The 17,956-nt window shown below is 71.7% G+C and carries 15 protein-coding genes; 8 read left to right on the top strand and 7 right to left on the bottom strand.

Translation table 11 applies throughout. The features are described 5' to 3' along the window. Positions 1-131 precede the first annotated feature (131 nt). On the bottom strand, positions 132-1,457 hold the full coding sequence (locus IW256_RS34735) for an ABC transporter substrate-binding protein (protein WP_197014961.1): 1,326 nt from the start codon (positions 1,455-1,457) through the stop codon (positions 132-134). A gap of 11 nt (positions 1,458-1,468) precedes the next feature. After that, complete coding sequence (locus IW256_RS34740) at positions 1,469-3,856, bottom strand: vWA domain-containing protein (protein ID WP_197014962.1); 2,388 nt, start codon at positions 3,854-3,856, stop codon at positions 1,469-1,471. 383 nt (positions 3,857-4,239) lie between these two features. Here IW256_RS34740 and IW256_RS34745 point away from each other — a divergent pair, with 383 nt between their 5' ends. The 5 genes from IW256_RS34745 (at position 4,240) to IW256_RS34765 (ending at position 9,739) form a co-directional block, all read left to right on the top strand. Continuing rightward, on the top strand, positions 4,240-4,611 hold the full coding sequence (locus IW256_RS34745; RefSeq protein WP_197014963.1) for an Mth938-like domain-containing protein: 372 nt from the start codon (positions 4,240-4,242) through the stop codon (positions 4,609-4,611). A 45-nt stretch (positions 4,612-4,656) separates the two neighbouring features. Next, positions 4,657-6,516 (top strand): Scr1 family TA system antitoxin-like transcriptional regulator, encoded by a 1,860-nt coding sequence (locus IW256_RS34750; protein ID WP_307829414.1) that lies wholly within the window; start codon positions 4,657-4,659, stop codon positions 6,514-6,516. Positions 6,517-6,695: 179 nt separating this feature from the next. Next, positions 6,696-7,784 carry an S-(hydroxymethyl)mycothiol dehydrogenase gene (locus tag IW256_RS34755; protein WP_197014965.1) on the top strand — a complete coding sequence of 363 codons (1,089 nt, stop codon included), beginning with the start codon at positions 6,696-6,698 and terminating at the stop codon, positions 7,782-7,784. Beyond that, positions 7,781-8,410 carry an MBL fold metallo-hydrolase gene (locus IW256_RS34760; RefSeq protein ID WP_197014966.1) on the top strand — a complete coding sequence of 210 codons (630 nt, stop codon included), beginning with the start codon at positions 7,781-7,783 and terminating at the stop codon, positions 8,408-8,410. The genes IW256_RS34755 and IW256_RS34760 overlap by 4 nt, the downstream gene beginning before the upstream one ends. 357 nt (positions 8,411-8,767) lie before the next feature. Next, a complete protein-coding gene (locus tag IW256_RS34765) occupies positions 8,768-9,739 on the top strand; it encodes a nitroreductase family protein (RefSeq protein WP_197014967.1) in 972 nt (323 codons plus the stop codon). A gap of 18 nt (positions 9,740-9,757) precedes the next feature. Here the strand turns inward: IW256_RS34765 and IW256_RS34770 are convergent, their stop codons facing one another. The 5 genes from IW256_RS34770 to IW256_RS34790 all read right to left on the bottom strand — a co-directional run bounded on the left by IW256_RS34770 (position 9,758) and on the right by IW256_RS34790 (position 14,382). Further along, the gene (locus tag IW256_RS34770; RefSeq protein ID WP_197014968.1) at positions 9,758-10,783 is read right to left on the bottom strand and encodes an NAD(P)-dependent alcohol dehydrogenase; all 1,026 of its coding nucleotides are present in this window, start codon (positions 10,781-10,783) and stop codon (positions 9,758-9,760) included. Between the two features lie 225 nt (positions 10,784-11,008). Beyond that, positions 11,009-11,668, bottom strand: a complete 660-nt coding sequence (locus IW256_RS34775; protein WP_197014969.1) for a FadR/GntR family transcriptional regulator — start codon at positions 11,666-11,668, stop codon at positions 11,009-11,011. After that, entirely contained in the window at positions 11,665-12,789 is a 1,125-nt protein-coding gene (locus tag IW256_RS34780; RefSeq protein ID WP_197014970.1) for an L-talarate/galactarate dehydratase, read from the bottom strand. The genes IW256_RS34775 and IW256_RS34780 overlap by 4 nt, the downstream gene beginning before the upstream one ends. A 17-nt stretch (positions 12,790-12,806) precedes the next feature. Continuing rightward, positions 12,807-13,571: a sulfite exporter TauE/SafE family protein gene (locus tag IW256_RS34785; RefSeq protein WP_197014971.1), complete on the bottom strand. Its 765-nt coding sequence runs from the start codon at positions 13,569-13,571 to the stop codon at positions 12,807-12,809. A gap of 16 nt (positions 13,572-13,587) precedes the next feature. Then, complete coding sequence (locus IW256_RS34790; RefSeq protein WP_197014972.1) at positions 13,588-14,382, bottom strand: IclR family transcriptional regulator; 795 nt, start codon at positions 14,380-14,382, stop codon at positions 13,588-13,590. 487 nt (positions 14,383-14,869) lie between these two features. On the opposite strand from IW256_RS34790, the gene IW256_RS34795 reads away from it, so the two are divergent. The 3 genes from IW256_RS34795 to IW256_RS34805 are packed head-to-tail and all read left to right on the top strand — an operon-like array spanning position 14,870 to position 17,917. Next, a complete protein-coding gene (locus IW256_RS34795; RefSeq protein ID WP_197014973.1) occupies positions 14,870-15,853 on the top strand; it encodes a tripartite tricarboxylate transporter substrate binding protein in 984 nt (327 codons plus the stop codon). Then, positions 15,850-16,419: a tripartite tricarboxylate transporter TctB family protein gene (locus IW256_RS42510; RefSeq protein ID WP_197014974.1), complete on the top strand. Its 570-nt coding sequence runs from the start codon at positions 15,850-15,852 to the stop codon at positions 16,417-16,419. Before IW256_RS34795 ends, IW256_RS42510 begins: the two co-directional genes overlap by 4 nt. A gap of 7 nt (positions 16,420-16,426) precedes the next feature. Continuing rightward, positions 16,427-17,917, top strand: a complete 1,491-nt coding sequence (locus IW256_RS34805; protein ID WP_197014975.1) for a tripartite tricarboxylate transporter permease — start codon at positions 16,427-16,429, stop codon at positions 17,915-17,917. The last annotated feature ends 39 nt before the right edge of the window (positions 17,918-17,956 follow it).

The following is a 17,956-nucleotide window of genomic DNA, read 5'->3' on the forward strand; positions in this document are numbered from 1 at the left end:
ACCTGCCGACAGTCCGGACGGTCCTGACCGGGCGGACGGCCCTGACCGACCAGGACGCGCTGACCGGGCGGACGGCCTGCGCCCGGACGGCCTGGGCCCGGGCGGTCGGCGTCCGCGCCGGTCAGCGTCCGTCAGCGTCCGTCAGCGGCCCTCCGCAGGTCGTCGGTGAGCCTGGTCAGCTCGGCGTCGTAACCGCCGGGCCGGGTCAGCGCCTGGTGCAGGTCCGCCTGGAACGCGCTGGAGATCTGGTCGTAGTACGGGCTCGTACCGCGGTCGCGGGAGCCCTCGATGCCCTGCCGGATGACACCCAGGTGCGGGTGGGCGCGCTGCAACGCGGCGTCCTCGTAGAGGGCCTTGCGGCTGGGCGCGAACCCGGCGTACGCGAACAGCGTCCGCTCGCTTTCCTCGCTGGTGAGGTACCGCATGAACCGCAACGCGGTGCCGCGCCGCTTGGAGCACTTGGACAGGGCGAGGTTCCAGCCGCCCAGCGCCGAGGGCGTCGGGAGCGGCGCGACCCCGAACCGGCCCTTCACCGGGGAGTCGCCGGCGTTCAGCAGCTCGTAGGCGTAGGTCCAGTTGCGCATGAACAGGGCCCGGCCGTCCTGGAAGGCGCCGCGGGCGCGCTCCTCGTTGAAGCCCGTGGTGTCCCGGGGGATCCAGCCCTCCTGGACGCCCTGGTACAGGCGGTCGAAGCCCTTCCTGATCGTGTCCTTGGTGGCGACGACCCCGCCGTCCCGGCTCAGGAGCTCGCCGCCGGAGTCCCAGATCGACTCCAGGGTGTTGACCGTGAAGCCCTCGTAACGGTCGAGCTGGGTGACGTAGCCGCGCAGGCCGTTCGCGGGGGCGATGGTACGGGCCTGCTGCCGCATCTCCTCCCATGTCCGCGGAGGCGGCGTGTTCGCGGCGTTCAGAGCGTCCGCCCGGTAGTAGAGGAGGCCCACGTCCGAACGGAGCGGCATGCCCCACAGCCGCCCCTTGTAGCGCACGCTGTCGATCGTCCTGCCCAGGAACGCCTCGTGGTCGAAGTCGTCCTGGCCGAGCGGCACGATGTAGCCCCAGTGGGCGTACTCCGCCGTCCAGATGACGTCGACCGTCATGACGTCGTAGCAGACCGGGGCGGGCTCGCCCGTCGCCGTGGCCTCGGCGTCCTGGGCCCGGGCCACCGCCTGGGCGCGGACGTCGGTGGTGGACTCCGACAGCTCCACCATCTCGACCCGTTCACCGGGGTTGGCGTCGTTCCACCTGGCGACGAGCCGCTTGATCTGCGATCCGCGGCTGGTGTCGCGGCCGTCCGCGAAGACGATCGGGCCCGTTCCCAGCGCGGCGGTGCCGTCCCCGGACGAGCACCCGGCGAGGATCGCCGCCGCCAGCACCACGCCCAGCGCGCCGATCACCGCGCCCGGCGACCGGCGCGGCGGACGGCTCGGGCGCGCGGGCGCGGACGGTGCGGTCTCCATGCTGTCCTCCGTCATGGCGGGGTGCCCCACAGGCTCGTGGCGATGCCGTCGAGAGCGCGCCGCATCGCGGTCATGCCGTCGATCTCGTAGCAGGTGCCGCCGGCCGCCCGGGTGACCTGGTCGAGCCCGGCCGCGCAGCTGTCGGAGTGGAAGGCGATCGCGTACACCCGGACCGGCGGGCCCGCGGACAGGTCGTCGGCCAGCTCGGCGGCCTCCGGCGCGCCGCTCCCGGCACCATCGGTGATCACGATGACCGCGCGGGTGGACTCGTCCGGACCGGAGCCGCCGCCCCGGCCACGCATCTCCTTGGCCGCGGCGGCGATCGCGGGATACAGGTCGCCGCCGTCCGCGGTGGGCCGCAGCCCGTTCAGCCGGTCGGTGAGCCGGTCGATCCGCCCGGGGTCCGGCGGCCCGACCGAGACCAGCGAACGGTCCCCGGCGCCGATCCCGTCCGCGAACCGCCAGAGCCCGATCTCATCGCGGGCGCCCATGAGCGGGCGGGCCAGCGCGATCGCGTCGGCGGCGGCCGCCGCCCGGGTGCCCTTGCTGTACGGGAACGGGGCGGCCATCGCGCGGGAGACGTCCACGGCGAAGAGGACCTGGGCGGACTTGCGCGCCGTGTTCCAGGCGTCCAGCAGCGGTTCGTCGAGGAACGTCCCGCTCAGCTCCACGGCCGGCAGCAGTGAGGGGATGTCGTCCTGCTGGGGGGTCGTCCCGCCGGACGCGTCCCGGTATCCGGCCGCCTTCAGGCGGGCCTGCACGTCCGGCCCGCGCAGGCGTTCGTGGAAGGCGTCGATGGTCTCCATGCGCTTCGTGGCGGGCTTCGGGGTGCGCGTGATCACCACGAACGGGTGGTCGAAGACGGGCATCCCCTCCTCCGCGTAGAAGGGCCGCAGCCGCGGCTGCGCCGCCGGGTCGCCGGGCGGGCAGGCGTCCCCGCCCAGCGGCGCGTTGGCGCGGTAGTCGATCAGCGACTTCTCGGAGACGAGCAGCGCGGTCCCGCGCAGGTCGTCGTCCGGCGGCGACGCGCGCATCGCGCACAGCAGCTTGCCGGGCTCGTCGTCCTCCCGAGCGATCGCCTGCTCGACCGTGTGCAGCCTGCTCGCGGCGTCGCCCTTGGTCAGCTTCTCCTCGTTGAGCTTGGGGGTGTTCAGCGCGGCCTGGTAGAGCGCGACCGTCGAGGCGAGGCCGACGCTGGACGCGCGCGGGCTGGCCCGCCCGAACGCGTACCCCTTCCGCGTCCAGCCGAGCACGTCCTGCCAGGTGATGGTGTGGCCGGACAGCTCCAGGCGTCCGGCCATCTCGGACGGGACCGCCACCACGAGCCGGGAGGTGGTGATGGAGCCCCGGCTGCCGTCCAGCCCGACGGTGGTGATCCGGTTCACCCGCAGCGCCTCGCGGACCTGCTCGACCTCCAGCGACGAGTCGGGCAGCCACACGTCGGCCTCGTGCAGGACCTCCTTGGGGTCGCGGGTCAGCCAGCCCTGGTGCAACGCCTCCCGCGCGCCGCCCGGAGAGGACGCGGAGACGACGTTGACGTCCGCCCGGCGGCAGCCGTCCATGCGCCGGTACCCGCTCTCGAACTCCTGCGCCAGCGTCCGGATGATCGGCTCCTTCTCCGTGGAGACCCGGACCCGGATCTGGACCGGCGGGCTCTCGCACGCCGGCGGCGGCATCTCGCCAGGAGCCACGGTCAGCGGCACCGCGAGCACCGTCAGCGCGAGCGCCGCCCGCACGGGACGCGGCGGGCGGGGCAGGTAAGGGCGCTTCCAACGGCCGGTGGCGCCGGGTGGCGAGGCGGCGATGGAGAACAGCCTGACGTGGGCCTCCGGCGGACCGGTGTCCCGGACGTTCACGGTCAGCTGCTTGTATTCGTCTGGCTGGTGGTCGGGGTTGGGACGGATGACGCCGTGGTAGAACGCGTCGGAGGCGATGACCCCGAGGACGGCGGACGATTTGGCGAAGAACTCCTTGAACTCGGGGGCGTCCAGCAGGCGCGAGGTGAAATCCATCGCGGTGCCGCTGACGCCGTGCCGGTCGAAATTCACTTCACTCGCATGGAGGGCGACACGGAGGGCGATGGACGCCCCCTTGCTCGCACTTCTGTTGTATTCATCGAGCGCGTTCGCGAGATGAGGAAGGGCCTCCACCAGGCGATTCTTGGGAATGGTCGCGTGGATGAGCCAGAAGCCCCCGTCCCCGCGGTCCTCATGATGGACCTCGGGATGGCCGCCCACGGAGGACCAAGGCAACTGAGTCCGCCGGAATACGACCTCCAGTGCCGTGTACAGGCCGTCGCGGGCCTCCTCCCGGTCCTTGTCGCTGCGGGAGGGCGCGCTGGAGCCCACCATGTCGACCCAGAAGATGGCGCGGTGTTCAGGTTCCGTACTGGAGGTCATGGGGTGGTTTCAGGAGGGGGCGGGCCATGGACGTTACCGGGCCGGACGCCTTGCCGGTGGGTGGCCGACCACGACGAGCCCGCCCATTAATGCAGTTTTGCCGGGAACGGGATGCTTGTATCCATCACCGCCCAGCAAGATCAACAAGCTGAGGTCGATCTCGGGTGGATCGGCCCTCTCGCGTACCAAGCATGACCCGAATCCCAGTGTGATCTTAAATACTGCACATGAGTGTTCCCCCGTGACAACACCGATGAGTCCTTCCCGGGATTGCCGGATGTGGCCGTCTCGTGTCAGAGCGAAGTCAAGGCGGCGATCCGTCCCCGCCGGTCGCCGGCCCCTGGGACTCTCGTACGGTCAAGGTCGAACGAGGGGGGCGTCTGATGGAGTCACGATCGCCGGTCGTCACGCACCTGTCGTGGGGCCGCATGGAGGTCGAAGGGCTCGCCCCGGGCAAGGACTTCAAGCTGTGGCCGGGCGGCGGACGCCCCTGGGACTGGTCCGAGACCGGGACGCGGCACGCCCCCGGCATCCAGCCCGAGGACGTCCAGGAACTGCTGGACCAGGGCAGCGTGATCGTTGTCCTTAGTCGCGGCATGGACCTGCGGCTCCAGACTTCCGAGGAGGCTCTCCAGGCGTTGGAGGCCGCCGGCGTGCGCGTCCACGTGGAGGAGACGACCGCCGCGGTGGCCGTCTACAACCGCCTCGCCGAGGCGGGAGAGCCCGTAGGCGGCCTCTTCCACTCCACCTGCTGATGTCGGACGCCTGGGACGACCTCCTCCGCTCGGCCCGCCTATCCCATCTGGTTCGCCGACTACCCCGTCGCCGAGTCCTCCGCCGAACTCCTGCGCGACTACGGAGAAACCTTCGTGGTCGGGCTCCTGCAATGCGAGGACTATGCGCGTGTCCTCCTGCCGGCAGATGGCATGGCCATCGAGGCTCGCCTCAAGCGGCAACAGGTTCTCAACCGCCAGCCGCCACCTCGGGTGCGGATCGTCCTTGGGGAAAGCGTTCTGGCGCGCCGGGTCGGGAGCCGAGAAGTGATGCGGGCGCAGTGTGCGCACTTGCTGGAGGTCTCCCAGCTGGAAAATGTCACGCTCCAGATAGCTCCCACGGCGCACTACCGGGGCGTCTCAGGATCGTTCAGCATCGCCACCCAGCCAACAGGCGACCAACTCGTTCACCTGGTTGAGGTCGGACGCGGCCACAGGCGCGTCAGCTACGACGATCTGCACCGACCGATCGATTACCGACAAGATCAACAACGTGGTCATCGGATGTGGCCGCTAGGGTTCATCCTCGTGCAAGCTGATGATCTTGAGTACATGGTTCGGACGCACTCCGGCTGTATTTCTCCGCATATGGTGTCCCGACTCGTCGAATCCGGCCATCTCGGGGAGGTGGAGTTCCAGGCCCGCCGCGGGGAATGGTTCTGCGCGCGGGAGTGGGCACGGCTGCTCGGCGAGCAGGGGCGGCATGCGGAAGCGCTGGAGGTGCTGGCTCCGTACGTCGCCACAGGGTGGTGGGAGGCCGCCGAGACCACGGCCGAACTGCTGGAAGGTTGGGGGAGGTTCGAAGAGGCGATCGAGTTGGCGCGGCCGTATGCGGAGGCCGGAGACCGGTGCGCGCTGGTGTTCTTCGGCCCTCTGCTCGCCCGGCACGGGCGGGGTGACGAGGCGGTCGCACTGCTCCGTCCGTACATCGGAGACTGGTTCGTCGCCACCGCGCTGGTCAAGGCCGCGGGGAGCGCGGGCTTGGACGAGGACGCCGCCGCCCTGCTGGCCGCTCGCATCGACACGGCGGAGTTCGCGTGCGACGACCCGTCGTGCGATCGCCGCAACATCGAACCGTCCAATGCCATCGACCTGCTCGCCGGGATCCGTGAGCGTCAGGGCCGCTTGAACGAGGCGATCACCCTGCTGCGAAGGCGAGAGGTCACGTCGGTCAACGGCCGTGATCAGCTGGCCGACCTGCTGGCCCGGCACGACCGGATCGCCGAACTGCGAGCCTACGCGGAGACCGAATTCCACGGGCATGCCGCGCAGTCTCTGGCCGAGTTCCTGGAGGAGCGGGGTGATGTGGAGGGTGCGATCGCGGTCTACCGGAGGTCGGCGGATTCCCCGGAGCATCGGTTCCATGGGCCGGTGCACCTCGCGGAACTTTTGGTCCGACACGGTCGTGGCGATGAAGCGACGGAGGTGATCCGCTCGCTCGCGGACTCGCCCGGCGGCGCGGAGGACTGGATCGTCCACATGCTGTGCACCCTGTACGCCGACCAGGGCCGTCCCGAGGACGGTCTGGCCTACCTCGACAGCCTTAAGGCGCGCCGTGGCGAAGAAGAGTGGCTGTTCTTCCAGATGCGGCTCCCGCTGATGGTCGCGTGCGGTCGGCGCGAGGAGGCGATCAAGGAGGCGCGAGCACACCCCGAGGGCGGCACCTCGTACGCGGCCTCCGCCATCGCCGGACTGCTGGCCGGCGCCGGCCGTACCGAGGAGGCCGTCGCCGTCCTCGAACGGCAGGACGGCAGCGCCCACGCCCTGGCCGAGTATCTTTTCGAACTCGGTCGCATCGAGGACGCCGTGGCCGTATTGCAGCAGTCCACCCCCGGGCCGATTCCGTCTCCGTGGACTGACGCGCTCGCCGACGAACCCCCGTTCTGAACCAACTCAGGGGATGAGCAATCCGAGGCCCCCTTCGTAGACGGCGGGGTGCCCCGCATCGCGGTGACGCCTGAACTGCCGATGGGGGCGGTGTGTTCGTGGCCGCCGTTAAGGCGTGGACGTGGTTCCTCTCTATCGTGGTCAGAGGCGATGAGGCCCAGCGAGAGGATGAACCGTCCATGACACACGAAGTGCGCGGAGTGGTGGCCAAGGCCAAGGGGGCGCCGGTCTCCGTTGAGACCGTGCTGGTGCCGGACCCGGGGCCTGGTGAGGCCCTGGTGAAGGTGCAGGCGTGCGGGGTCTGCCATACCGACCTGCACTACCGGGAGGGCGGTATCAACGACGAGTTCCCGTTCCTGCTGGGGCATGAGGCCGCCGGGGTTGTCGAGGCGGTCGGGGACGGCGTCACCGAGGTGGAGCCGGGCGACTACGTCATCCTCAACTGGCGGGCGGTGTGCGGGCAGTGCCGGGCGTGCCTGCGAGGCCGTCCCTGGTACTGCTTCAACACCCACAACGCTAAGCAGAAGATGACCCTGGCGGACGGGACCGAGCTGTCGCCGGCGTTGGGGATCGGTGCGTTCGCCGAGAAGACGCTGGTCGCGGCCGGGCAGTGCACCAAGGTCGATCCGGAGGCGAGCCCGGCGGCGGCCGGGTTGCTGGGCTGCGGGGTGATGGCCGGGCTCGGGGCGGCGATCAACACCGGCGGGGTCACCCGGGGCGACAGCGTCGCGGTGATCGGCTGCGGCGGGGTCGGGAACGCGGCGATCGCGGGGGCGCGGCTGGCCGGGGCGGCGAAGATCATCGCGGTGGACATCGACGACCGCAAGCTGGACTGGGCCAAGGGCTTCGGCGCCACCCACACGATCAACTCCTCCGGCACCGACCCGGTGGAGGCGATCCGCGAGCTGACCGGTGGGAACGGCGCCGACGTGGTGATCGACGCGGTGGGGCGGCCGGAGACCTACGAGCAGGCGTTCTACGCCCGCGACCTGGCCGGGACCGTGGTGCTGGTCGGGGTGCCCACCCCGGAGATGAGGCTGGAGCTGCCGCTGCTGGACGTCTTCGGGCGCGGCGGCTCGCTGAAGTCGTCCTGGTACGGGGACTGCCTGCCGTCCCGCGACTTCCCGATGCTGATCGACCTCTACCGGCAGGGGCGCCTGGACCTGGACGCGTTCGTGTCCGAGACCATCGCGCTGGACGAGGTGGAGGCCGCGTTCACCAAGATGCACCACGGCGACGTGCTGCGTTCGGTGGTGGTCTTCCCGTGACCGCCCGCATCGACCACGCCGTCACCTCCGGCACGTTCTCGCTGGACGGCCAGACCTTCGACGTCGACAACAACGTCTGGGTCCTCGGGAACGACACCGAGTGCGTGGTCATCGACGCCCCGCACGACGTGGCCGCCATCCGGGACGTGGTCGGCGACCGGCGGCTGGTGGCGATCCTGGCCACCCACGCCCACGACGACCATGTCCGGGTCGCCCCGGAACTGGCCGACGCCACCGGCGCGATGATCTTCCTGCATCCCGCGGACCTGCCGGTGTGGAGGCTCACGCACACCGAGCGCCGCCCGGACGGAGACCTGCAGGACGGGCAGGTCATCGAGATCGCGGGGACGCGCCTGGAGGTGATCCACACCCCGGGGCACGCGCCCGGCGCCTGCTGCTTCCACGCACCGGAGCTCGGCGTCGTGTTCACCGGCGACACCCTGTTCCAGGGCGGTCCCGGGGCGACCGGACGGTCGTTCTCCGACTTCAACCTGATCATCGCCTCGATCCGCGACCACCTGTTCGCGCTGCCGCCCGAGACCGTCGTGCACACCGGGCACGGTCCCAGCACCACGATCGGTGCCGAACAGCCCCACCTGCAGGAATGGATCGACCGCGGGCACTGAGCCCACGCCGGACGGGCCCGCGGGGATCCCCCGCGGGCCCGTCCGCCTGAACAGAGGACGCTCGGCCCGCATGCCCGCATGCCCGCATGCCCGCATGCCCGCTGCCCGCGCGCTCGCTGCCCCCCAGGCCTGCGTGCCCGCGAACGTCCGCCGGGCGTAAGGGAGCCGTCCTGGACGCCCGGGGAAGCGGGTACATGCGGCTTCTGTCCAGGAGGCGCAGGGCCGTCTTCCTACTGGAGGTTATAAAAACCCGCGCAGTACCTATGTGGAACGCGATAACTGTGGTCCGTCGGCACGATGCGTGGCGGCGGGCGGCCGTCCTCCGCACGGATACACGTTCTACGAGAAAGAGTTCCCGTGAAGCCCGACGCACTGCGCGAGCTCGAACCGGACTTCTGGCGTGCCCCGAGCGCGCACAACACCCAGCCCTGGGTGCTCCGCCACCACGAGGAGACGGTGGAGATCGGCTGGGATCCGGCCCGTACGCTCCCGGCCCTCGACCCAGCCGGGCGCGGCCTGCGGCTCGCGCTGGGCGCGTTCGCCGAGACGTGCCTGATCGTCTGCGCGGACGCGGGCCTGAACGTGGGGTTCCGGCAGGACCACAGCGAGACCGCCCACCGGATCGGCCATCTGGCCGGGGCGGACGGGCCGTACACGACGCCGTTCACGACCCAGGACGTGCGCGCCCGCCGTACGGCCCGGGTCGCCTACGCGCCGGGCCGCCTGGATCCGGCGGTGACCGGCCGCCTGGAGAAGCTGGCCGCGGAGGAGAAGGCTGAGGTCCTGCGGATTCCGTGCCGCCGGCTCATCGAGTTGTTGCGCGACGCCGACCGGCACCTGTTCGCCACGCCGCCCATCGTCCGCGAGCTGCGCGCCTGGACGCGGCTGGCCCCCGACGATCCCCGGTACGAGCAGGACGGTCTCACCGACCGGACGCTGGGCCTGAGTCGCTGGGAGACGCGCGGTCTGCGCGCCGCGCTGTCGCCCCGCCTCTACCCCGTGCTGCGCCGGCTCGGGCTGACCAGGAGGTTCGTCACCGCCTCGCGGAGCCTCCTCGATCATGACGGCGAGGTCGTCGTCCTCGCGGGACGGCCCGGGTGCAGCGAGGCCGAGCAGGTCGCGGCGGGCCGGGTGCTGATGCGCCAGTGGCTGACCCTGTCCACGCTCGGCTACACCACCCATCCGCTCAGCCAGGTCATCGACGTGGAGACGACCAAGCAGCGGCTGGCCCGGATGCTGGGGGTGGACGACCCGTCCCGCCTGCTCAGCGTCTTCCGGGTCGGACGCCCCCTCGCCGAGGTGCCCCGTTCCGCCCGGCTGGTCGCCTGACGGGGCCGGTCCCGGCGCTCAGGGGACGAGGACGGCGCGGCCCCGCACCCGTCCCCGGCCGAGGTCCGACAGCGCCTCCGCGAACCGGTCCAGGGGGTACTTCACCGTGTGCAGGCGGACCCGGCCGGACGCGGCGAGGGCCATCAGTTCGACCAGGTCGTTGTAGGTGCCCACCAGGTTCCCGATGAAGTCGATCTCGGACGAGATGATGTCGATCGTGGGGACGTCGAGCCGCCCGCCGTACCCGATGACGAAGTAGCCTCCGGCACGCCGCAGCATCGCGATCCCGTCCTCGATCGCGCCGCCCTCCCCGACGAAGTCCAGCACGGCGTGCGCGCCGTCCCCGCCGGTCGCCTCCAGCACCCGGGCGACCTGCGAGCCGTCGGCGAGGACGGTCTCGTCCGCGCCCAGCTCGGCGGCCAGCTCCAGCGCCTCCGCCGAACGGTCCACGACGACGATCCGGGTCGCCGTCAGCGCGCGCAGCGCCTGGACGCCGATGTGCCCGAGCCCTCCCGCGCCGATGACGACCGCGGTCGTGCCCGGCCGGAGCCGCGGCGCCGCCTTGCGGACGGCGTGGTAGGCGGTCAGCCCGGCGTCGGCCAGCGCGGCCACGTCGGCGGGCTCCAGCGACGGGTCGAGCCGGACGACGCTGCGGGCGCTGGTCAGCAGGTACTCGGCCATTCCGCCGTCGGTGTCGATCCCGGGGAACGCGGACGCCGAGCAGTGCACGTCGTCGCCCGCCCGGCAGGCCGTGCAGAGCCCGCAGGTGACCAGCGGGTGCAGGATCACCGGGTCGCCCACGGCGACGTTCGTCACCGCCGGGCCGATCTCGGCGACCCGCCCGGCGTTCTCGTGCCCGATGACGTACGGCAGCCGGACGCCGCTCTTGTCCCTCCACTGCCCCTCGATGATGTGCAGGTCGGTCCGGCACACCCCGGCGCCCTGCACCTGGACGACGACGTCGTGCGGCCCGTTCACCGCCGGTTCGGGGACGTCGTCGAGGGTGGGCGCCTCGTCGTACTCGTGAACGCGTACGGCCTTCATGGGGAGTCCCCTTCCCGCCGGGCGGCCGGGCAAGCCTGGCGGCGGTCACGTCGATCCCCATGCGCATCGGAATCCTCCGGGCCGAACCGCCGGGCTCGACCTCCCGTGCGGGTTAGACCGCCGGGCTCGACCCCGCGGGCTGAACCCCCGGGCCCGATCCCGCACGGGCTGGACCGCTGGGCCGAACCGCCGGGCCGAACCGCCGGGACGAACCGGCGCCGCGGATCAGCCGTTCAGGAGCCGGGCCCGGCTGTTGGACAGGTGGACGCGTACGGCGGCGCGGGCGGCCTCGCGGTCGCGGCGTTCGATGGCGGCGTGGATGTTGGCGTGCTCGGCGACGATCGTGTCGAAGTCCGGACGGGCGGGGCGCAGCCGCTCGCGCGGCATGATGATCATCGCGGGGCCGAACGAGGCGATCAGATCGCCGTAGTAGCGGTTGCCGGTGGCCAGCGCGATCCGCAGGTGGAACCGGAAGTCGGCGTTGACGGCCGCGCTGGGATGGCCGGCGGCGCGGGCGAAGCCGTCCAGGGCCTCGCCGAGCGCCGCCAGGGCCGGCTCGGTGCGCCGGTCCGCCGCGAGCCCGGCCGCCTCGACCTCGATCCCCATCCGCAGGTCGAGCAGGTCGAGGACGTCCTGGCGGCTGCGCGGCGCCGGATCGAAGCCGGTCGTGCTGGGCCTGGCCAGCACGAAGCTGCCGCGGCCGTGCTGGGTCTCGATCAGCCCGGCGGCCTTCAGCCGGGCGATGGCCTCGCGGACGACCGTCCGGCTCACGCCGTGCGTCTCGATCAGGCTGCTCTCGGTCGGGAGCCGCTCGCCGGGCCGGATCACGCCTTCCTGGATGTGCGCGGTGAGCGTGTCGACCAGTTGCTGGGTCCGTGTCGTCAAGTGGAGTACCGTTCGGCGATCCATGCGGCCGCCCGCTCGCTCATCGTGATGCCGAGGCCGGGCCGCTCGGGCACCAGCATTCTGCCGTCCCGTATCTCCAGGCGCTCGTTGAACAGCGGTTCGAGCCATTCGAAGTGCTCCACCCACGGCTCGGTCCGGTACGCGGCGGCCAGGTGCACGTGGATCTCCATGGCGAAGTGCGGGGCGAGCTGGAGGTGCCCGTGCTCGGCGAGGCCGGCCACCCGCAGGAACGGGGTGATGCCGCCGACGCGCGGGGCGTCCGGCTGGACGATGTCGGCGCCGCCCGCCCTGATCAGCTCGGCGTGCTCGGTCACGCCGGTGAGCATCTCGCCGGTGGCGACCGGGGTGTCCAGGGCGGTGGCCAGCGCCGCGTGCCCCGCGTGGTCGTAGGCGTCGAGCGGTTCCTCGATCCAGGTCAGGGCGTGCTCCTCCAGGGCCCGGCCCATCCGGTGGGCGGTGGCCCGGTCCCACTGCTGGTTGGCGTCCACCATCAGCGGGACGGCGTCGCCGAGGTGCTCGCGGACCGCGTCCACCCGGGCCAGGTCCGCCCGGGTGTCGGGCTGCCCCACCTTGATCTTGACGCCGCCGATGCCGCGTTCCAGCGCCGCGGTGGCGTTCTCCAGCACCTGCTCGATCGGCGTGTGGAGGAACCCGCCGGAGGTGTTGTAGCAGCGCACCGAGTCGCGGTGCGCGCCGAGCAGCTTGGTCAGCGGCAGGCCCGCGCGCTTGGCCTTCATGTCCCACAGCGCGATGTCGAGGGCGGCGATCGCCTGGGTGGCCAGGCCGCCGCGCCCCACCGACGCGCCCGCCCAGACCAGCTTGTCCCAGATCCTGGCGATGTCGTTGGGATCCTCGCCGACCATCTCACCCGCGATCTCCCTGGCGTGCGCGTACTGCCCCGGCCCGCCGGCCCGCTTGGAGTAGCCGAACCCGATCCCCTCGTGTCCCTGCTCCGAGCGGATCTCCGCGAACAGGAACGCGATCTCGGTCATCGGCCGCTGCCGCCCGGTGAGCACCTTCGCGTCGCTGACCGGGGTGTCGAGCGGGAGGTAGAGGGAGGACAGGCGGACGCGGGCGATGCGATCGGCCGAAGTCATCATGATGACAATCTAAGTCATCATATGACTTGGAGGTAGAGGGCCAGGCCGAAGCCGGCCATCGCGATCGCGTAGCGCAGCGGCCGTTCCGGAAGCCGCCGCACCACCTTGGGCCCCAGCCAGCTCCCCGCCAGGCAGCCGCACGAGAGCGCCGCCGCGGCCGGCCAGTGCACCGGGGCGAGGAACGCGTAGGCGACCGCGGCGGTGATGTTGGCCGCACCCGTGACCAGGTTCTTCACCGCGTTGGTCACCGGCAGCGGCTCGGTGGTGGCGGCGCACAGCACGGCCAGCATCAGCACCCCCGACGCCGCGCCGAAGTACCCCCCGTACAGGCCGACCAGCGCCACCGGCGCCGCCAGCGGCAGGAAGGCGGGGCGCCGCGGCGCCGCGGAACGGGCCGCCCGTTCCTCGGCCAGCCGCCGGAGCCGGTCGCGCGCCAGCAGCAGCACCGAGCCGAGCGCGATCAGCCAGGGAACGACGAACTCGAAGGCCTCGGCGGGCGTGCTGAGCAGGAGCGCCGCCCCGAGGGACCCGCCCGCGGCGGCCACCGCGACCAGCCTCGCGACCCGCCGCCCCTGGCCGCGCAGTTCGGGACGGGACGCCGCGGCGGCGCCGGCGGTGTTCGCGAACATCGCCATGGTGTTGGTGACGTTGGCGGCGACGGGAGGCAGGCCGAAGGCGAGCAGCGCCGGATAGCTGCACAGCGAGGCCAGGCCCGCGATCGACCCGGCCAGGCCCGCGGCGACGCCCGCCACGACCAGGAGGGCCCCGGAGAAGGGATCCAAGCGTCGAGCCCGGCCGTCAGATCCCGCCGGGCGCGGACAGATCGACCGGCGCCATCCGCTCGATGGCCACCCTGACCTGCTCCATCGCCTGGACGATCTCCCGCGTCCGGTCCTCGGTCAGGTTGGCGACGGGCACCGAGCAGCTGATCGCGTCGGTCGGCGGCGAGGAGTAGCGCAGCGCGAAACCGAAACAGGTGACGCCGACGTAGTTCTCCTCGTTGTCGATCGCGTACCCGCGCTCCCGGGTCAGCTCCAGGTCCCGCCGCAGCGCGTCGCGGTCGACCAGGGTGCCGGGGGTGAGCGGGATGATCGGATCCGGGATGGGCACCTCGTGCTCGGCGCCGAGCCGCTCGGCCAGCAGCGCCTTGCCCATGGCGGTGCTGAACGCCGGCAGCCGCCGCCCCACCCGGCTGAACGGCCGCACGTACCGGCTCGACTCCTTGGTCGCCAGGTAGACGATGTCGGTCCGTTCGAGCCGGCCGAAGTGGATGGTCTCGTCCAGCCGCGCGCTCAGGTCGTCGATGTGCGGCTGGGCGATCCGCAGGTACGGGTCGGTGTCGAGGTAGGTGGTGCCGGCCAGCAGCGCGCGGACGCCGATGCTGTAGAGGGTGCCGGTCTCGTCCGTGCGGAGCCAGCCGTGCTCGACCAGCGTGCGGATGAGCGCGTAGACGCTGCTGCGCGGCGCGCCCAGCGCCTGGCTCAGTTCGCGCAGGCGGGCCGGGCGGTTCTCGCGCGAGGCCAGGAGTTCGAGGAGCTCGATCGTCCGGGCGGCCGACTTGACGCCCCGTACCCCCCGCTCGGGATCGCTCATCGCACCTCACAGGAATCCTCGGCGCCCCGGCGGGAGGCGGATCCCTGCGGGGGCATTGACACACTACCAAAATACGGCAAAGCTTCTCGCCACATGTCATCCAGTTATATATGGAGACAAGGTGACGTCAATGTGTACGTTCGCTGCGATGGAGAGACCGTCGCGTCCCCACCTGGATGCCCGGCCCTCGATGACGGCACGCGGGCCTAGAGGTCACTGACCCCGGCCCGGCACGCCGGCCCCCTCCCCGCCTTCCGCCACGGCTCCCACCACTCGGCTCCCTCCCAGCTCCCGCCCCGCCCCCACCCCGCCCCCGGCTCCAGACCGCCCCCGGCTCCAGACCCCAGACGTCATCGGTGCGCGTCGTAGGCACGCGTGCCCGGGACGCCGTACCAGCTATGCGCAAGGCCCACTCCGAGGACCGCCCCCCCGGAACCGGCCCCGCCGGATCCCGCCCTCCCTTCCGCACTGGTGAAACGGAGAGAACATGAGAATCGGCGTACTCCTGGCGACCGCCGCCCTGGCCGCCTCCGCCTCCGCCTGTTCCGTCAAGGGCGGCGGCGCCGACGCGGACTCGTCCGGATACCCCGCCAAGCCGGTCGAGTTCACCGCGCCGCAGGAGCCCGGCGGCAGCACCGACCTCCTCACCCGCGCCCTGACCAAGAACCTCGAGAAGCCGCTCGGCGCCAAGGCCGTCGTGGTGAACAAGCCGGGCGCCAACGGCAAGATCGCGGGCAAGGACGTGTTCTCCGGCAAGCCGGACGGGTACCGCGTCGCCGTCATGCCGCAGTCGCTGTTCGCCGTCGGCCCCCTGATGATCGACGACCCGGACGCGATCAAGGTCGAGGACATGACCCTGGTCAAGGGCCTCGCCGTCGAGGACTACGTCCTGGTGGTGCCCGGCGGATCCCCGCACCGCACCCTCAAGGACCTCCTCGGCGCCGGCGACCTCAAGTACGGCACCACCGGCGCCGGGACCGGCAGCCAGCTCTCGCAGACCCTGCTGTTCGGCCTGGCCAAGGTGAAGGCCGCGCCCGTCCCGTTCGACGGTGGCGCGCCCACCGTGACCGCGGTGCTCGGCCGCAAGGTCGACGTCGCCGCCGTCCACGTCGCCGAGGCGTACAAGCAGGTCCAGGCGGGCAAGCTGCGCGCGCTCGCGGTGTTCTCCGACCGTCGCCACGTGGCCCTGCCGGACGTGCCCACGGCCAAGGAGTCCGGCTACCCCGTCCTCGTGGACCAGCGCCGGTTCGTGGCCGCGCCTCCCGGCCTGCCCGCCGACGTGCGCGACAAGCTGGCCGCCGCCATCGACAAGGCCGCGGCCTCGCCCGAGTACCTCCAGCTGCTCAAGACGAGCCACATCGTCCCCTGGAACGCGGGCGGCGAGCAGGTCGCCGCCCAGCTGAACGAGAGCCGCCAGCGGTTCACGACCATGGCCAGGGACCTCGGCATCGACCTCAAGGCGCAGCCGTGAGCCCGGAACGGTCCGAACCCGGGGAGGACGCCGGGGACACGGAGCCGTCCGAGACCGCGAAACCGTCCGAGGACGCGAAGCATTCCGAGACCGTGGAGCCGTCCGGGCCCGTCGGCACCCCCGCGTACGCGCGCGTCCAGAACGTGGTGGCGGCGCTCGTCCCCCTGGTCATCGGCCTGGTGGCCGCGGTCATGTCCTGGCGCCTCGGGGTCGGCTCACCGGCCGCCCCGGGGCCGGGGCTGTGGCCGTTGCTCGTCGGCGTCGCCATGGTCGTGGCGGCGGCGCTGCTGGCGATCCGGTCGCGCCCCCGCGGCGACGAGGAGCCCTTCACCCGGGACTCCTGGACGGTCGCCGTCGCGGTCGCCTCGCTCCTCGGCTACGCGTTCCTGTTCGAGCTGGTGGGGTTCGAGGTGCCCACCGCCGCACTCCTGGTCCTCTGGCTGAAAGGACTCGGCCGGGAGAGCTGGCGCGTCACGGTCGCGGTCGCGGCGACCGCCACGGCGGCCCTCTACCTCCTGTTCATCACCGGACTCGGGGTGTCGCTGCCCCACCTGATCCAGCTGTGAGACCGACATGGACCTCCTCTCCCCGGTGATCGCGGGCTTCGGCGTCGTCTTCCAGCCGGAGAACCTCCTCTACTGCCTGCTCGGCGTCACCCTCGGCATGCTCGTCGGCGTCCTGCCCGGCCTGGGCCCGGCGGCCACCATCGCCGTGCTGCTGCCGATCACCTACAACATCGAGCCGACCGCGTCCATCATCATGCTCGCCGGCATCTTCTACGGCGCGCAGTACGGCGGCACGATCACCTCCGTGCTCCTGCGCCTGCCGGGCGAGGCGTCCACCGTGGTGACCGCCCTCGACGGGCACGAGCTGGCCAGGCAGGGACGCGCCGGTTCCGCGCTGGGCATCTCCGCCATCGGCTCGTTCGTCGGCGGGACGGTGGCGATCGTCGCGCTGACGCTGGTCGCGCCGCTGGTGGCGGGCTTCGCGCTCGACTTCGGGCCCTCCGAGTACACCGCGCTGGCCCTGCTCGGCATCCTGCTGATCACCACGCTCGGCACCGGCTCCCCGCTCAAGAGCCTCCTCATGGCCACGGTCGGCCTCCTGCTCGCCACCGTCGGCCAGGACCCGCTGGACGGCGTCGCCCGGCTCACCCTCGGCACCGACCGGCTGCTCGACGGGATCGACTTCGTGATCGTCGCGATGGGGCTGTTCGGCGTGGCGGAGATCCTGCACAACCTGGAGTCGCTGCGACGTCCCGGCACCCCGATGACGAGCGTCGGCTCCGTCTACCCCACCCGCCGGGACCTCACCGAGTCCAAGGGGGCGATCGCCCGCGGGTCGGTGCTCGGCTTCCTGCTCGGCATCCTGCCGGGCGGCGGCGCGACCATGTCGTCCATGGCCGCCTACGCGCTGGAGAAGAAGGTCGCCAAGAGGCCGGAGCGGTTCGGGAAGGGTGCCGTCCAGGGCGTCGCCGGCCCGGAGACCGCGAACAACGCCGCCGCGACCTCCTCGTTCATCCCGCTGCTGACACTGGGCATCCCGGCGAATGCCACCATGGCGGTCATGTTCGGCGCGCTGCTGGTCCAGGGCATCACGCCGGGCCCGACGCTCGTGGACGAGAAACCCGACCTGTTCTGGGGCGTGGTCAACTCGATGTACGTCGGCAACCTGCTGCTCCTGGCGATGAGCATGCCGCTGATCGGCCTGTTCGTCCGGGTCCTGCGGGTCCGGCCGACCATCCTGGCGCCCCTGACCATCCTCATCACCATGATCGGCGTCTACACGGTCAGGCTGAGCGCGTTCGACATGTTCCTGATGGTCGGGCTGGGCGTCCTCGGCTACCTGATGAAGAAGGTGGGATTCGAGCCGGGGCCCCTGGTCCTGGCCTTCGTGCTCGGCGGCCTGCTGGAGTCGTCCTTCCGCCGTTCGATGCGCATCTTCGGCGGCGACGTCACCGGGTTCCTCACCCAGCCGATCACCGCCGTCCTCCTCGCCGCCATCGTCCTGATCCTGGTCACCCCCCTGATCCTGCGCCTGGCCCGGCGCGGGACGGCGGCCTGACGGAAGGAGCGACGGCGCGGCCGGTCAGGGGTGCTTCGA

The organism is Actinomadura viridis (assembly GCF_015751755.1).
Taxonomy (GTDB): domain Bacteria; phylum Actinomycetota; class Actinomycetes; order Streptosporangiales; family Streptosporangiaceae; genus Spirillospora; species Spirillospora viridis.